Annotated in this window: 15 protein-coding genes; 10 read left to right on the top strand and 5 right to left on the bottom strand. The window is 69.2% G+C overall.

Annotated features, from left to right (window positions below):
- Positions 1-36: 36 nt before the first annotated feature.
- From AC1C2S_RS00610 to AC1C2S_RS00595, 4 genes are all read left to right on the top strand, one after another.
- Positions 37-474, top strand: a complete 438-nt coding sequence (locus AC1C2S_RS00610; RefSeq protein ID WP_495350602.1) for an RbsD/FucU family protein — start codon at positions 37-39, stop codon at positions 472-474.
- Positions 474-2,009 carry a sugar ABC transporter ATP-binding protein gene (locus tag AC1C2S_RS00605; RefSeq protein ID WP_495350601.1) on the top strand — a complete coding sequence of 512 codons (1,536 nt, stop codon included), beginning with the start codon at positions 474-476 and terminating at the stop codon, positions 2,007-2,009. Before AC1C2S_RS00610 ends, AC1C2S_RS00605 begins: the two co-directional genes overlap by 1 nt.
- Complete coding sequence (locus AC1C2S_RS00600) at positions 2,006-3,037, top strand: ABC transporter permease (RefSeq protein ID WP_495350600.1); 1,032 nt, start codon at positions 2,006-2,008, stop codon at positions 3,035-3,037. Before AC1C2S_RS00605 ends, AC1C2S_RS00600 begins: the two co-directional genes overlap by 4 nt.
- 61 nt (positions 3,038-3,098) lie before the next feature.
- Positions 3,099-4,085, top strand: a complete 987-nt coding sequence (locus tag AC1C2S_RS00595; RefSeq protein ID WP_495350599.1) for an ABC transporter substrate-binding protein — start codon at positions 3,099-3,101, stop codon at positions 4,083-4,085.
- Positions 4,086-4,173: 88 nt separating this feature from the next.
- Here the strand turns inward: AC1C2S_RS00595 and AC1C2S_RS00590 are convergent, their stop codons facing one another.
- Positions 4,174-4,845, bottom strand: coding sequence for a FadR/GntR family transcriptional regulator (locus tag AC1C2S_RS00590; RefSeq protein ID WP_495350598.1), 672 nt, complete (start codon positions 4,843-4,845; stop codon positions 4,174-4,176).
- Between the two features lie 43 nt (positions 4,846-4,888).
- On the bottom strand, positions 4,889-6,508 hold the full coding sequence (locus AC1C2S_RS00585) for an AlkA N-terminal domain-containing protein (RefSeq protein ID WP_495350597.1): 1,620 nt from the start codon (positions 6,506-6,508) through the stop codon (positions 4,889-4,891).
- Positions 6,509-6,583: 75 nt separating this feature from the next.
- Here AC1C2S_RS00585 and AC1C2S_RS00580 point away from each other — a divergent pair, with 75 nt between their 5' ends.
- The 3 genes from AC1C2S_RS00580 to AC1C2S_RS00570 all read left to right on the top strand — a co-directional run bounded on the left by AC1C2S_RS00580 (position 6,584) and on the right by AC1C2S_RS00570 (position 9,840).
- Positions 6,584-7,990, top strand: coding sequence for an FAD-binding oxidoreductase (locus tag AC1C2S_RS00580; RefSeq protein WP_495350596.1), 1,407 nt, complete (start codon positions 6,584-6,586; stop codon positions 7,988-7,990).
- Positions 7,991-7,999: 9 nt separating this feature from the next.
- Entirely contained in the window at positions 8,000-9,157 is a 1,158-nt protein-coding gene (locus tag AC1C2S_RS00575) for a PrsW family intramembrane metalloprotease (protein ID WP_495350595.1), read from the top strand.
- A 311-nt stretch (positions 9,158-9,468) separates the two neighbouring features.
- A complete protein-coding gene (locus AC1C2S_RS00570; protein WP_495350594.1) occupies positions 9,469-9,840 on the top strand; it encodes an FKBP-type peptidyl-prolyl cis-trans isomerase in 372 nt (123 codons plus the stop codon).
- A gap of 4 nt (positions 9,841-9,844) precedes the next feature.
- On the opposite strand, the gene AC1C2S_RS00565 is transcribed toward AC1C2S_RS00570, so the two are convergent.
- Positions 9,845-10,426 (bottom strand): hypothetical protein, encoded by a 582-nt coding sequence (locus tag AC1C2S_RS00565; protein WP_495350593.1) that lies wholly within the window; start codon positions 10,424-10,426, stop codon positions 9,845-9,847.
- Between the two features lie 275 nt (positions 10,427-10,701).
- Here AC1C2S_RS00565 and AC1C2S_RS00560 point away from each other — a divergent pair, with 275 nt between their 5' ends.
- The gene (locus AC1C2S_RS00560) at positions 10,702-11,412 is read left to right on the top strand and encodes a lysoplasmalogenase (protein WP_495350592.1); all 711 of its coding nucleotides are present in this window, start codon (positions 10,702-10,704) and stop codon (positions 11,410-11,412) included.
- Here AC1C2S_RS00560 and AC1C2S_RS00555 read toward each other — a convergent pair.
- Both AC1C2S_RS00555 and AC1C2S_RS00550 read right to left on the bottom strand, forming a co-directional pair.
- Positions 11,312-11,623: a protealysin inhibitor emfourin gene (locus AC1C2S_RS00555; RefSeq protein ID WP_495350591.1), complete on the bottom strand. Its 312-nt coding sequence runs from the start codon at positions 11,621-11,623 to the stop codon at positions 11,312-11,314. The genes AC1C2S_RS00560 and AC1C2S_RS00555 overlap by 101 nt on opposite strands.
- Positions 11,624-11,653: 30 nt before the next feature.
- Positions 11,654-12,697, bottom strand: a complete 1,044-nt coding sequence (locus AC1C2S_RS00550) for a M4 family metallopeptidase (RefSeq protein ID WP_495350590.1) — start codon at positions 12,695-12,697, stop codon at positions 11,654-11,656.
- Positions 12,698-12,815: 118 nt separating this feature from the next.
- Between AC1C2S_RS00550 and AC1C2S_RS00545 the strand changes: the two genes are divergently transcribed.
- The gene (locus AC1C2S_RS00545; RefSeq protein ID WP_495350589.1) at positions 12,816-13,706 is read left to right on the top strand and encodes a hypothetical protein; all 891 of its coding nucleotides are present in this window, start codon (positions 12,816-12,818) and stop codon (positions 13,704-13,706) included.
- Between the two features lie 13 nt (positions 13,707-13,719).
- The gene (locus AC1C2S_RS00540; RefSeq protein WP_495350588.1) at positions 13,720-14,595 is read left to right on the top strand and encodes a CPBP family intramembrane glutamic endopeptidase; all 876 of its coding nucleotides are present in this window, start codon (positions 13,720-13,722) and stop codon (positions 14,593-14,595) included.
- Positions 14,596-14,663: the final 68 nt, after the last annotated feature.

The raw sequence follows: 14,663 nt of genomic DNA, 5'->3' as shown, positions 1-14,663 counted from the left end.
TACACTCGTCCCGAATCTCAAGGAAGAGAGGCGCACGTGCTGAGTGGCATCAACCCGATCCTCGGCGGCGAACTGCTCGCCGCACTCGATCGGCTCGGTCACGGCGACGAGCTCGTCGTCGCCGACGCGAACTTTCCCGCCCACCGCGTCGGTGCACTGGTCGTCGAGGCTCCGGCACTCGCCGCGGCCGACGTGGTCGCCGCGATCCGCACCGTCGTTCCGCTCGACGGCTACGAAGGCGCCTCCGTACTACTCATGGTGGCCGAGGGCGGCGAGCGCTTGCCCGTGCAGCACGAACTCGTCACCGCGGCCGACACCGCCCTCGACCGGATCGAAGAGCTCGAACGATTCGCCTTCTACGATCGGGCCGCCTCGGCACAACTCATCGTGCGTACGGGCGAGCTGCGGCCGTACGGCAACGTCGTGCTGCGCAAGGGCGTCGTGAACACGTACACGCCGACCGGGGCTGCATGATGAACGAGCGCGTCGACACTGCGATCCCACTGCTCGACCTCGAGGACGTCAGCAAGGGGTTCCCGGGCGTGCAGGCACTCGCCGATGTGCGACTCGAGCTTCGACACGGCGAAGTGCTCGCCCTCGTCGGCGAGAACGGCGCAGGCAAATCGACGCTCATGAAGCTGCTCGCGGGCATCTACACCCCCGACGCCGGCACCTTCCGCCTGAACGGCGAAGCGCTCGCGATCGAGGGACCGCGTCACGCACAGCAACTCGGCATCTCGATCATCCACCAGGAGTTCAACCTCATGCCCGACCTCACCGTCGCGCAGAACATCTTCATCGGTCGCGAGCACCGCGCCGGCGGTCTCTTCCTCGACGAGCGAGCCCTCAACCGGCGCGCCCAAGATCTCTTCGATCAGCTGGGCCTCGCCCTCGACCCCACCGAGCGCGTCGAACGTCTCACGGTCGCGCGACAGCAGATGGTCGAGATCGCGAAGGCGTTGTCGTTCGACGCGAAGGTACTCATCATGGACGAGCCGACCGCCGCGCTCAACGACACCGAGGTCGATGTGCTCTTCGAGCTGATCCGGCGGTTCCGCACTCCCGAGACGGGCGTCATCTACATCTCGCACCGCATGGAGGAGCTCGCACGCATCTCCGACCGCATCACGGTGCTGCGCGACGGCAGGTACATCGGCACGCGGGTGACGGCGGAAACCGAACCGCGGGAGATCATCTCGCTCATGGTCGGACGGGAGATCTCGGGCGAGCAGCGCCCACCGGCCGCGACGACGAGCGGCGTGCCCGTGCTCTCGGTGCGCGGTCTCACGACCAAGCACCTGCTGCGCGACGTCGGATTCGACGTGCGCTCCGGTGAGATCCTCGGATTCGCCGGGCTCATGGGCGCAGGGCGTACCGAGGTCGCCCGTGCCATCGTCGGCGCCGACCGCATCGAGTCCGGTGAGATCCTCGTGCACGGCCGGCCGGTGACGATCGGGAATCCCGCAGAGGCCGCTCGGCTCGGCATCGGCTACCTCTCCGAGGACCGCAAGCAGCTCGGCGTGCTGCTCGAGCGCAGCGTTCGCGAGAACATCGTGCTCGCCTCGCTCCGCGACTACGTCTCGGCACTGGGCTTCGTGAACGGCTCGCGCATCGAGGCCACCGGGCGCGAGTACGTCGAGAAGCTCCGCATCAAGACGCCGTCGACGGCGCAGCTCGTGAAGAACCTCTCGGGCGGCAATCAGCAGAAGGTCGTCATCGCGAAGTGGCTCGCGAAGGACTGCGAAGTTCTCATCTTCGACGAACCCACCCGAGGCATCGACGTCGGTGCGAAGGAGGAGATCTACACCTTGCTGCGGCAGCTCGCCGAGCAGGGCAAGGCGATCATCATGATCTCCTCCGAGCTGCCAGAGGTGCTCCGGCTCTCCGACCGGATCGCCGTCATGGCCGAGGGGCGCCTCACCGCAGTGCTCGACAACGCCGAGGCCACCCAGGAGAACCTCATGGACTACGCCACCCGATTCACCAGCGAAGGAACGATCGCACGATGAGCCCGACGACGACGCAACAGCCTGCACCGACCCCGTCGACGACGGCCTTCGCAGCGGTCGATGCCGGCACTCCGAGATTCGCGTGGCTGCGCGGCTCCCTGCAGCAACTCCTCGCCTTCGCAAGCCTCATCGTGATCGTCGCGGTCTTCTCCATCGCGAGTCCGCACTTCTTCACGGCGAACAACCTCGTCTCGATCCTCACGGCCGCGACCGTGACCGGCATCCTGGCGCTCGGCACGACCTTCGTGATCATCACGGGCGGCATCGACCTCTCGATCGGCACCGGCATGGTGCTCTGCGGCGTGATGGCGGGCGTCTTCCTCACCTACCTCGGCTGGCCGTTGTGGGCCGGCGTCGGCGCCACCATCCTGTTCGGCGGGCTGATCGGGCTCATCAACGGCGTGAACGTCTCGGTGCTCGGCATCCCGCCGTTCATCGCGACCCTCGGCATGATGCTCATCGCGGCGGGCCTGTCGCTCGTGATCTCGGGCACGAAGCCGATCTACTTCAACGACACCCCCGAGTTCCAGTCGATCATGAACTTGTCGATCGTGCCCGGCATCCGATTCCCGCTCGGCGTCGCGATCTTCATCGTCATGATCGTCGTCGCCGCGGTGCTGCTCTCGAAGACGATCGTGGGCCGCTACACCTTCTCGATCGGCTCCAACGAAGCGGCGACGGCACTGTCGGGCGTGAACGTGCGCCGGTGGAAGATCATCATCTACACGCTCGCAGGCCTCTTCGTCGGACTCGCGGGCGTGCTGAGCGCCTCACGTCTCTCATCGGCCCAACCGACCGGCGGCATGGGGCTCGAGCTCGAGGCGATCGCCGCCGTCGTCATCGGCGGCACGTCACTGCAGGGCGGCAAGGGATCCATCATCGGCACCGTGATCGGTGCGCTCATCATGGCCGTGCTGACGAACGGACTTCGCATCATCTCCGTGCCGCAGGAGTGGCAATCGGTCGCCGTCGGCATCGTGATCCTCGTCGCCGTCTACCTCGACATGCTGCGGCGCCGCAGGTCCTGATCCGCCGGTGCGCCCGGCACAACTCGCACCACCACGAATACCCACAACATGAAGGAGTGACATGTTCAAGAAGCGAACGATGGGCGTGATCGTCGGCGCCGTTGCCGCAGCCCTCGTGCTCGCCGGTTGCGCGAGCGACGGCGGAGGTTCCGGCACGGACGGCGGCGATGGCGACAAGCCGTACATCGCTCTCGTCTCGAAGGGGTTCCAGCATCAGTTCTGGCAGGCGGTGAAGTCCGGCGCCGAGCAGGCGGCCGAGGAGTTCGATGTCGAGATCACCTTCGAGGGCCCCGACACCGAGGCCGACGTCGACCAGCAGATCCAGCAGCTGCAGACCGCGCTCGACAAGAGCCCCGACGCGATCGGGTTCGCGGCCCTCGACAGCCAGGCGGCCGGCCCACTGCTCCAGCAGGCGAAGGACTCGAACATCCCCGTCATCGCGTTCGACTCGGGCGTCGAGAGCGACATCCCGCTCACGACCGCGGCGACCGACAACCTCGCTGCCGCCTCCGAGGCCGCCGAGCACATGGCCGAGGCCGTCGGCCACGAGGGCAAGGTCGCCCTCGTCGTGCACGACCAGACCTCGGTCACGGGCCAGGAGCGTCGCGACGGCTTCGTCGACTACATGGAGCAGAACGAACCGAACATCGAGATCGTCGACGTGCAGTACGGCGGCGGCGACCAGGCGAAGTCCGCCGACCTCGCCAAGGCGATCCTCGCGGCCAACCCCGACCTGAAGGGTATCTACGGCTCGAACGAGGGTTCGGCGATCGGCGTGGTGCAGGCGGTCAAGGAACTCGGCATCGACCCGAGCGAACTCGTCGTGGTCGGGTTCGACTCCGGCAAGGCGCAGATGGATGCGATCCGCGACGGCCTCATGATCGGCGCGATCACCCAGAACCCGGTCGGCATCGGCTACGAGACGGTGAAGGCCGCGGTCGAGGCGCTCGACGGCACGGAACTGCCGAAGACGATCGACACGGGTTTCTACTGGTACGACGCGTCGAACATCGACGACGACGAGATCCAGGCCGTGCTCTACGAGTAGCTCTGCGGATGCCGCGGGGCGTCGGCTTCGGCCGGCGCCCCGCTTCGCGGGTTGCGGGCCAGGTTTCGCTTCTTGCGGGGCGGTTCGGTCAGAGCGCCGCGCGGAGCCACTGCTCGACACCGCTCACGTGCACCACCGTGAGCGCCGATGCGAGATCGGCGTCGCCGGCGGCGATCGCGTCGAGGATCGCGTGATGCTCGGAGAGGGTGCGCTCGACGGCGTTCTCTTGGGTGATGCCGCGCCAGATGCGGGCGCGAACCGTATGGCTCGACAGCGAGTCGATGAGGCTTGCGAGGTAGGTGTTGCCCGCGGCGTCGGCGATGGCCCGGTGGAACTCGAGGTCGTGTTCGACGAGCCCCTCGACATCGGCGGCATGGTCGACGCTCGCGACGATCTCACGCAGGCGTTGCAGCGCGGCCGCATCGGCGTTGCGAGCGGCGAGCGCCGTGGCTGCCGGTTCGAGGATGCGGCGAACTGCGAAGATCTCGAGCACCGAGTGGTCGTCGTGCAGGTCGACGACGAACGACATCGCCTCGAGCAGGAGGCGCGGCTCGAGGCTCGTGACGTAGGTGCCGTCGCCGCGGCGCACGTCGAGCACGCGGATGACCTCGAGCGCCTTGACGGCTTCGCGGAGTGACGACCGCGAGAGCCCGAGCCGTTCGCTCAGCTCTTTCTCGGGGGGCAGCCGATCACCGGGGGCGAGTTCGCCCGCGATGATCATCTCTTTGATGCGCAGAATCGCTTCGTCGGTGACCGCCATGCCGAGATCGTACCGCGTCGGGGCGCACGCACGAGTACAGACATCAGATCTTTGTGCCGGCGGCGCGCCAGAGGTGCATCGAGGCGTAGCTGCGCCACGGCGCCCAACGCAGCCCGACATGCCCGAGCTCCGCAGCGCTGGCGGGCAGCCCCAGCCGCTCGGCTCCGTTGCGGAGTGCCAGATCACCCGTCAGCAGCACATCGGGTGCCCGGGTCACCCGCATGGCGACGTACCCGGCCGTCCATGGGCCGATGCCTGGCACTGCGAGCAATTCGGCCGTCAGCTCGTGACGCTCGCACTCGGCGGCGACGACGAGTGCGCCCGACTCGAGTCGGCTCGCGACGTCGATGATCGTGCGCACGCGTGCGGCCGGGCCTCTGAGCACCGTGTGGCCGTGCTCGGCGATCGCTGCTGCCGAGGGGAAGAGCACCGTCGGAGCCAGGTCGTCGCGCGGCGCGATGTGCTCGCCGAGTTCGGACGCGAGACGCGCGAGCGACGTGCGCGCCGACTTCACCGACACCTGTTGCCCGATGAGCGCGCGGAAGACGAGCTCGTGCGGATCGAGGCATCCGGGCACCCGAATGCCCGGCGTCTCCGCAACGGATGCCGCGAGTGCGGGGTCGCTCGACAGGGCCGCGTCGATGGCGACCGCATCGGCGTCGAGATCGAAGAGCCGCCGCACTCGTGCGACGAGCGGCGGGAGATCGGCGAGGGTCGCGAGCCGTGCCTCGACGTCGATGGCGGGAGCGTTCGCGTCGCCGGCCGGCGCCAGCGAAATGCTCGCCGCACCGCTCGGCAGTCGGAGCGTGCGCTCGTACCGGCCGGCGTGAACCCGCTCGACACCGTCGAGCGCGCGCGCCGCGAGCCAATCGAACACCCCGGCGGCGTCGAACGGCGGCCGCGCCGGCAGCCGCAGGCGCACGACGCCGGACTCTGCGGGCGAGGCGGGAACAGACGGCGGGACGGCCGCAGACGGCCAGGCGGGCACAGCGAGCGGAGACGGCTCGGCGGCGCCTCGCGTCGCCGATCGACGGGGTGTCGGCCGTCGCTCGCGCACCCGGGCGGCCGCACGAAGCTCGAGCGGACTGCGCTCGTAGACCTCGCGGATCGTGTCATTGAACTGGCGGATGCTGCCGAACCCCGATGCGAAGGCGACGTCGGCAGCGGGCAGTTTCGTCGAGGTGAGCAGTACCCTCGCGGTCTGGGCGCGGTGGGCACGGGCGAGCGCCAGCGGCCCGGCACCCAGTTCGGCGGTGAGCACGCGCGTGAGGTGCCGGGGTGTGTAGCCCAGTCGGGTCGCGAGGCCCGGCACGCCCTCGCGCTCGACGACGCCGTCGGCGATGAGTCGCATGGCGCGCGCGGCGAGGTCGTCGCGCAAGTCCCATTGGGGCGAGCCGGGCACTGCGTCGGGCAGGCAGCGCTTGCACGCCCTGAGCCCCGCCTCGTGGGCTGCCGCAGCGGTGAGGTAGAAGCTGACGTTCGTCGGCTTCGGCGACACCGCCGGGCAACTCGGCCGGCAGTAGATGCCGGTGGAGTGCACGCCCGTGATGAACTGCCCGTCGAAGCGGGAGTCGCGTGCCTGCATCGCGCGGTAGCGCTCGGCGAACTCGGGGTCGTCGAGCGGATCGGTCGCGAGCCGGCGCGTGCTCGTTGCGGTGGTCATGCACCCAGCCTCGCATGCCCCGCCGACATCGACCGGCGGGAATCGGACACGAGCGGCGCGACGTATGGTGGAGGGATGCCGCACGTCGTCGTGACCCTCCTGCAAGACGCCCTCAGGGCATCCGTGTCGACGGAGCCGGCCGACCTCGAAGCCAGCCGCGAAGACCGATCCGGGTGGCGGAGCGCTACGCCGCCGATCGCCGTCGTGCACGCGGCATCCGTCGCCGAGGTGCAGGCCGTGATGCGCATCGCGCACGAGACCGGCACTCCGGTGGTGCCCCGCGGCGCCGGCACGGGCCTCGCAGGGGGCGGTATCGCGAGCCCCGGTGCGATCGTGCTCGACCTCTCGCACATGAACCGAGTGCTCGAGATCTCCGAGGCAGATGAGCTCGCCGTGGTCGAGCCGGGCGTGCTCAACGGCGACCTCAACGACGCCATCGCCCCGCGCGGGCTCTGGTTCGCGCCCGATCCGGCGAGCCGCGCGATCTCCTCGATCGGCGGCAACATCGCGACGAACGCCGGCGGTCTTCTCTGCGCGAAGTACGGCGTCACTCGCGAGGCCGTGCTGGGTCTGGCCGTCGTGCTCGCCGACGGACGACTCCTGCGCACCGGCCATCGCACCGTGAAGGGCGTCACCGGCTACGACCTCACGGCGCTCTTCACGGGCTCCGAGGGCACACTCGGCGTCATCGTCGAGGCGACCGTGCGACTTCGGCCGATCACACCGGGCGAGACCGTCACCGTCGCCGCCGTATTCCCCGACATCGAAACGGCCGCCGCGGCATCCGCTGCCGTCAGCGCAGCTCGCCTGCAACCGGCCGTGCTCGAACTCATCGATGCCGCTGGTCTCGCCCGCGTCGCCGCCTTCATCGGCCCGGCCGGGCTCGCGGGTACGCCGCTCGAATCGATGGCCCCGGCCGAGACATTCCTGCTCGCACAGAGCGACGGCGGAGGCGCCGCCGACGAGGCCGCTGCGATCGCCCGCGTGTTCGTCTCGTCGGGCGGGCGGGCGACCCTGTCGACGGATGCCGCGACGGGCGAGCGCCTGCTCGGCATCCGCCGGGCCATGCACCCCGCGCTCGCGGCATCCGGCAATGTACTTATCGAAGACGTCGCCGTGCCGCGTTCGCGGCTGCCCGAGATGTTCCGCGCCATCGAGGAGATCGGCGCGCGGTACGGCATCGAGATCCCGACGATCGCGCACGCCGGCGACGGCAACCTGCATCCCAATTTCGTGTTCACGGGCGATGAGGTGCCCGAACACGTGTGGGCCGCTGCCGATGCCATGTTCCGCACGGCGGTCGCGCTCGGGGGCACGCTCACCGGAGAACACGGCGTCGGCATCCTGAAGCGGCGGTGGCTGGCCGACGAGCTCGGCGACGACTCGTTCGAGCTGCAACGCGGCATCAAGGCGCTCTTCGACCCCACCGGCATCCTGAACCCCGGGGTCATGTTCGAGGCATCCGCGCCGCCCGCTCGATAGGCTGCCCGGGTGACCTCAGTGGCCCCCGACCCAGCCCAGAACCCGTCGCCCGCACCGCCGATCTGGACGGCACCGCCGAAGGCGAGAAGCGGCGGACTGGTCTTCGCGATCGTCGGCATCATCATCGGCGGCATCGTCGGGCTGCTCGTCCTCGCCTACATCGCGATCGGATTCGGCCTGCCCACGCTCGCCATCGGCTCGCTCCTCGCGCTCGTGCCGCTCGCGCTCGTGCTGCTCGCCGTGCGCTGGGTCGACCGCTGGGAGCCCGAACCGCGTTGGGCGCTCTGGTTCGCGTTCCTGTGGGGCGCCGCGGTGTCGGTCGCGATCGCGCTGCTCGTCGACCTCGGGGTGCAGCTCGCGCTCGCGTTCGCCGAACCGGGTGGCGCGCGCGACGAAGCGCTGCAGGCCGTCGTGCAGGCGCCCATCGTCGAAGAGCTCGCCAAGGGCATCGGGGTGCTCCTCATCTTCGCGTTCTCGCGCTCGCACTTCGACGGACCGGTCGACGGGCTCGTCTATGCGGCCACGGTCGCGGCGGGTTTCGCGTTCACCGAGAACGTGCTGTACTTCGGCGCCGCACTCGCCGAGGGTGGTGCGCAGACCCTCGGTGCGACATTCGTCGTGCGCGGGCTCTTCTCGCCGTTCGCGCACGTGCTCTTCACGGTGTGCACCGGCCTTGCGATCGGCATCGGCGCGCGTCGGGGCGGGGGAGCCGGCGTGATCGGCTGGTTCCTGCTCGGCCTCCTCGGCGCGGTACTTCTGCACGCCCTGTGGAACGGTTCGCTCGCCTTCGCCGACGACGCCATCGGGCTCTACTTCACGGTGCAGGTGCCGATCTTCATCGCCGCCGTGCTGCTCACGTTCTTCCTTCGCAGGCAAGAGGTGCGAGTCACCAGACATCGGCTCGCCGAGTACGGTGCCGCCGGCTGGTTCAGCCCTGCCGAGGTCGAGATGCTCGCAACGCCCGCGGGCAGGCGCCAGGCGAAAGCCTGGGCGAAGTCGCAGACGCCGCCGCGCATCGGTGTGATGAAGCAGCTGATCACGGATGCCACGCACCTGGCCTTCACTCGGCAGCGCATCGCGACCGGGCTCGCGAACGAGCGCACACTGGTCGACGAGCGGGCGCTGCTCGCGGCCGTCGTCGAGGAGCGCCGCATCCTCGTGAGCTGAGGCTCTCTGCTCACGGGTCTCAGGTCGCGGGTCGCGGGTCGCGGTCCGGGGTCCCGGGGTCCGAGCTCCGGGCGGAGCCGGCTCCTCGGAGTGATCGCCAGCCGGCGTGCTCCAACTGCTCCACCTCGCCCGCACGAATCCACCTCGCCCGCACGAAGAAACTCGCCGCCCTGTGGTGTGGCATTGCCGACATCTCTACCAAGCGACGAGTCCTCGAATTCCAGAATGCAACGTGTTCGCAGTCAGCGCAAGAGGGGAGTGGACGGTTGTCCGCGATTGCGACGAAGCCGCGAACCTGTTTGGGTTGATGCATGACCGATACGAACAGCAAGCCTGAGATCGACGCCCCCGAGGGTCCGGCTCCCGTCGACCTGGTGATCGAAGACATCGTCGTGGGCGACGGCGCCGAGGCGCAGCCCGGCTCGACGGTCGACGTGCACTACCTCGGCGTCGAGTACGACAGCGGCGAGGAGTTCGACTCCTCGTGGGGTCGTGGCCAGTCGATCAACTTCCCCCTCAGCTCGCTCATCAGCGGCTGGCAAGCGGGCATCCCGGGCATGAAGGTCGGCGGCCGGCGCAAGCTCACCGTGCCCCCGCAGCAGGCCTATGGCCCGGCAGGCGGCGGCCACCAGCTCTCGGGCAAGACGCTCATCTTCGTGATCGACCTGCTCGGCGTCAGCTGACCGCTCAGCTTTCAAGTCGACGGCCGGCAGAGGCCACGGTGCGCGCCGCCGCGTCCCTGCCGGCCGTCGACGTTCCGCTGACCACGCGCTCGTCGCGAGAGCGGCCACCGCGTTTGACGATTCTGGATGCCGCGCGGTTCGCGATCTGATCGATCGCCGCCCACGTCGACGGTGCCGCGAAGTCGGCCCGGCCGTTGCGGCTGAAGATCACCCAGTCGTCGACGATCTCGATGTGCATTCCGGGAGCTTCGTCGATCATCGCCGCCATGAGGTCGGGGGTGAAGATGTCGAGCGCATCGCGCTCGTACTCCTTCGGCACGAACAGGCGGAAGTGCCCGTCGAAGTCGCCCTCGAGTGAGAGGTGCTGATCTCCGTCGAAGTCGACGGGGAACGCGCGTCCCTCCGTCGTTCGCCCCTGAGGTTCGAGCACCATGTGCGGCAGCGGAGCGTCGAGGCGTACGGCGACGTACCTCCAATACGACGCGGGGTCGGCAGAGGTGGTCGTCGAACCGCCGGGTCCGATCGAGATCCTCACCGACGTGCCGGCCCTCGTCTGCACGTAGAGCAGGTTGCCGATCTCGACCATGCGGCCCGATCTCGTCGAGAACCGCGAATTGCGCGGTTCTCCGCGGAGCTGCTCGAAGAGATGGCCCGGCAGCCTTGGTGCGCCATCCGGCTCGCCGCGAGATCCCGCTTCCGTTGCGCCGCGAGATCCGCGCTCGATATCGGACGGGTGAGGGAGACGGTGTCGATCGCCGGAAGCTGCACTTCGGTAGTCTGGCGTGCGGCCGATCAGTGGCCCGCATCGAAGATCAGTGACCCGCATCGAAGATCAGTGGCCGCATCGAAAGAGAACGACTTGTGAACCGATTCCGATCGCCCCTCATCGCGTTCGTGCCGTATCTGGTGTTCTCGGCGGCTCACCTCCTGCTGCTGTACCTCGGCCCGGCGTGGAGTGTGACGGCGACCAAGGCGCTGCTGATGCCGTTGCTCGCCTTGGCGGTGGTGCTCCTCGTGCGCCCGATTCGAGGCGCCGTGCCGATGCTGCTGGCCGGCATCGCGTTCTCCTGGGGCGGCGATGTGCTGCTCTCCTTCCCGGGTGACGGCTGGTTCGTGGCCGGGCTTGCTTCGTTCCTGTTCGCACACGTGGTGTACATCGTGCTCTTCCTGCGGATGCCCCGCGCCCGTCGTCACCCGCCGGTCTGGTCGTACGTGTACTGGGTGTGGATGATCGTCATGCTCGGCCTGCTGCTGCCGCATGCCGGCATACTCGCCGCGCCGATCGTGCTGTACGCGGCGGCCATCGGCATGATGGCGACCTGCGCGTCGATGCACGGGAAGTGGATCGCCCTCGGCGGCGCGTTCTTCGTCGTCTCGGATTCGGTGCTCGCCATTGGGAGGTTCCTGCCCGGGTACGGGTTCGCCGCGCATGACCTCGTCGTCATGTCGACCTACCTCGCGGCCCAGGGCCTCATCGGGTGGGGCGTGGTGGCGGCGATTCGCGCGGACCGCGCCGCTGCGGATCCGTCGTCTCCTGCACCCGGTCGACGAGCTGACGCCACGGCCCCGTGAGCTGACGCTCGGCGAGCGTCGCCTCGTGCGGTGGGCAGCGGATACGGTACACGAACCGGTCGGGCTCGGGCGGCAGCGGGGGCGGGTCGCCCCATGGGATCTCGTCGATGAGGATGTACCACTCGTCGGGGTCGGGCTGCTCGTCGACACGGACTTCCCAGGTGAGCCTCAACCCGGCGAGGCCACCGCTGCGAGACACGATGACGTCCATGGGCCGATCGTACTCCCGCGTTCGTGCGGGCTACCCCTGGGGCACCTCGATGCCGACGGCCGACCAGCCGCCGGCGACCGCACGCTCTTCGGCGCTGTCGCGCCCGTACCGATCACGTGCCGACCGCACCGTCTCGGCCGCGAACGTGGCGAAGTCGGCATCGACGGGCAGTCGGCCCGAGGTGAGCGCGTCGTACCAGATGCGCCCGACGTGCTCCCAGGCGAAGCCGCCGAGCTCGAGCGCAGCGAGCGCGAACGCTCGGTTCGGGATGCCCGAGTTCAAGTGCACGCCGCCGTTGTCGTCTGACGTCTCGATGAAGTCCCGCATGTGCGCCGGCTGCGGGTCGCGCCCCAGCACATCGTCGTCGTACGCCGTGCCAGGTTCGAGCATCGACCGCAGCGCCCGCCCCTGCACCTCGTCGGTGAAGATGCCCTCGCCGATCAACCAGCTCGCGGCTTCGGCGTCTTGACCGAGCGCGTACTGCTCGACGAGCGCGCCGAACGCGTCGGAGACGTGCTCGTTGAGTGCCCCCGACTGCCCTTGATAACGCAGTTTCGCCGTGTGCTCGGTGACCCCGTGGGCGAGCTCGTGGCCGATCACGCTCAGCGAATCGGTGAATCCGCGGAAGATCTCGCCGTCGCCGTCGCCGAACACCATGCGCTCGCCGTCCCAGAAGGCGTTGTCGTAGCGGTCGCCGAAGTGCACGGTCGCCTCGAGGGGCATTCCGACACCGTCGATCGAGTCGCGCCCGAAGACGCGGTCGAACATGCGGTGCGTATCGCCGAGCCCGTCGTAGGCGTCATCGACGGCCTCGTCACCGGTGGCGCGCTCGCCCTCGCGGCGCACGAGCCGACCGGGCAGCACCTCGTGGCCTTCGGCGTCGGAGATGCGACGGTCTGGCGTCGACGGCGCATCGGGCAGCGCGCTCGGAAGGTCGGGCAGAGGCTCGATGCCGAGCCGTACCGGAGGTTCGCGCAACAGCGCGCGCCTCGCGGCCTCGGCCGCGAGCGGATACCGCGGGCCGGCGGCCTGGGCGATTCGGTCGAGCAGGTAAGGAGGCACGATCTGCTGCATGGCTCGATGTTTGCACCTGCCGACGACATCGGCCCGGCGCCGCGCCCTGAGTCGCTCGCACCTGCCCGGCGGCGACACGGCCGACCCCGGCGAGACGCCGCGCCCGTAGGGTGGACGTGTGACCTCCGCCCCGCTCCTCGGCCTCCTGCTCGACGTCGACGGCCCCATCGCGAGTCCCGTGACCCGCTCGATCGCGATCCCGTCGATCGCTCGCGATCTCGCGGCACTCGCGAACGCCGGCAACCCCGTGATCTTCAACACGGGCCGCTCCGACGCGTTCATCGCCGAGCAGGTCGTGCCGCCGCTCCTGGTCGCGGGGCTCGAGCCGGGAGCGCCCGTCTGGGCGATCTGCGAGAAGGGCGCGGTCTGGGCCGCGATCGACGGTGACGGGCTCGGCGAGATCTTCGTCGACCTCGACCTCGCGATGCCCGCCGACTTCGCCGCCGACATGCGCGCCTACGTCGAGGAGCACTTCGACGAGTTCGCGTTCTTCGATGACACCAAGCGCGCCATGGTCTCGGTCGAGCAGCACGTGCACGTGGCATCCGATGACTACCTCGCGGCCCAGCCGCGCTTCGACGCGCACGTCGGCACCGCGCTCGCTGATCGAGGCTTCGGCACGGTGCGGGACGGCGACGAGCGACCGGATGCCGCAGGGCGCGTGCACTGGCGCATCGACCCGACGATCATCTCGACCGACGTCGAGTCGGTGCGACTCGGCAAGGACCTCGGGGCTGCGCGGGCCATCGAGCTGCTCGCCGAACGCGGCATCCGCCCGCAGCACTGGCGCACGATGGGCGACTCGCGCGGCGACTACCGCATGGCCGACTGGCTGCACGAGCGTGGCGAGCGCGTGCGCCACGTCGACGTGCGCCCGGCCGAGGGCATTCCGGCCACGCCGTATCCGGTGCTCACCGCGGGCGACCTCATCCACGACGAGGCGGGCGCCATGTTCCTCTCCCGCTGGGCCCGGGCATCGCGTCGCGGCGACCTCGGCGACGACGACTGAGAACGGGCAACGCATGCCGCGTACCGACGACGACCAGACGCCCGACTCCCGCAGCCCGGCGCTCGGCGCTCAGGCAGCCGTCCGAACGCATCCGATCGCCTTGGTGCCCGCCCTCCTCGTGTGCGGGGCGGCGGTGCTGCTGTTCGGCTTCATGGTGCCGATCGCGGGCTACGCGATGCTCGCAGCGGGTCTCGTCGCCGCGTGGCTCTGCGACCGTTCGGGCCGCACCGAGCGGTTGCTCGCCGATCTGGCGCTCATCGCCGTCGGACAGGTCATCATCTCGACCGTCTCGCTCAAGGCCGACCTCAGCAATGAGGGCATGGTGCGGTTCGCGGTCGTGCTCGGGCTCGCCGTGCTCGTGCCCTACCTCGTCTCGCGATTCGTGTACCGCGAACGCGTCATCCGATTCCCGTGGCGAACCGGCAACCGCTGGAATCGCATCCAGTGGCTGTACCTGATCTTCGCCACGCTCGCCGGCTGGCTGATCCTGCCGTTCTACTTCATCACCTCGGGCGTCTACCAGAACTGGCCCACGGTGACCGAGCCCGACACGATCGCACGCCTGTTCGTCGGCGTCGGCGCCGTCGGCACGTGGGACGAGCTGTTCTTCGTCTGCACGGTGTTCGTGCTGCTGCTCCGGCACTTCCCGGCGTGGCAGGCGAACCTGCTGCAATCGATCGTGTTCGTGTCGTTCCTGTGGGAGCTCGGCTACCAATCGTGGGGGCCGCTGCTCACCATCCCGTTCGCGTTGATCCAGGGCTACACGTTCAAGCTCACGAAGTCGCTCACGTACGTCTTCGTCGTGCACATGCTCTTCGACGCCGTGGTGTTCGCCGTCATCGTCTACGCGCACACGGGGTGGCCCGCGATCTTCCTGCTTTCGCGGTAGCGCCGTGAGCCTGGTGATCTTGCTCCGGCGCCGTTGCGGAGCGAGCCCGACCACCTTCCTGCTCGCTC

It is taken from the genome of Agromyces sp. Y782 (assembly GCF_059445405.1).
This window is presented reverse-complemented; position numbering and strand designations above follow the sequence as displayed.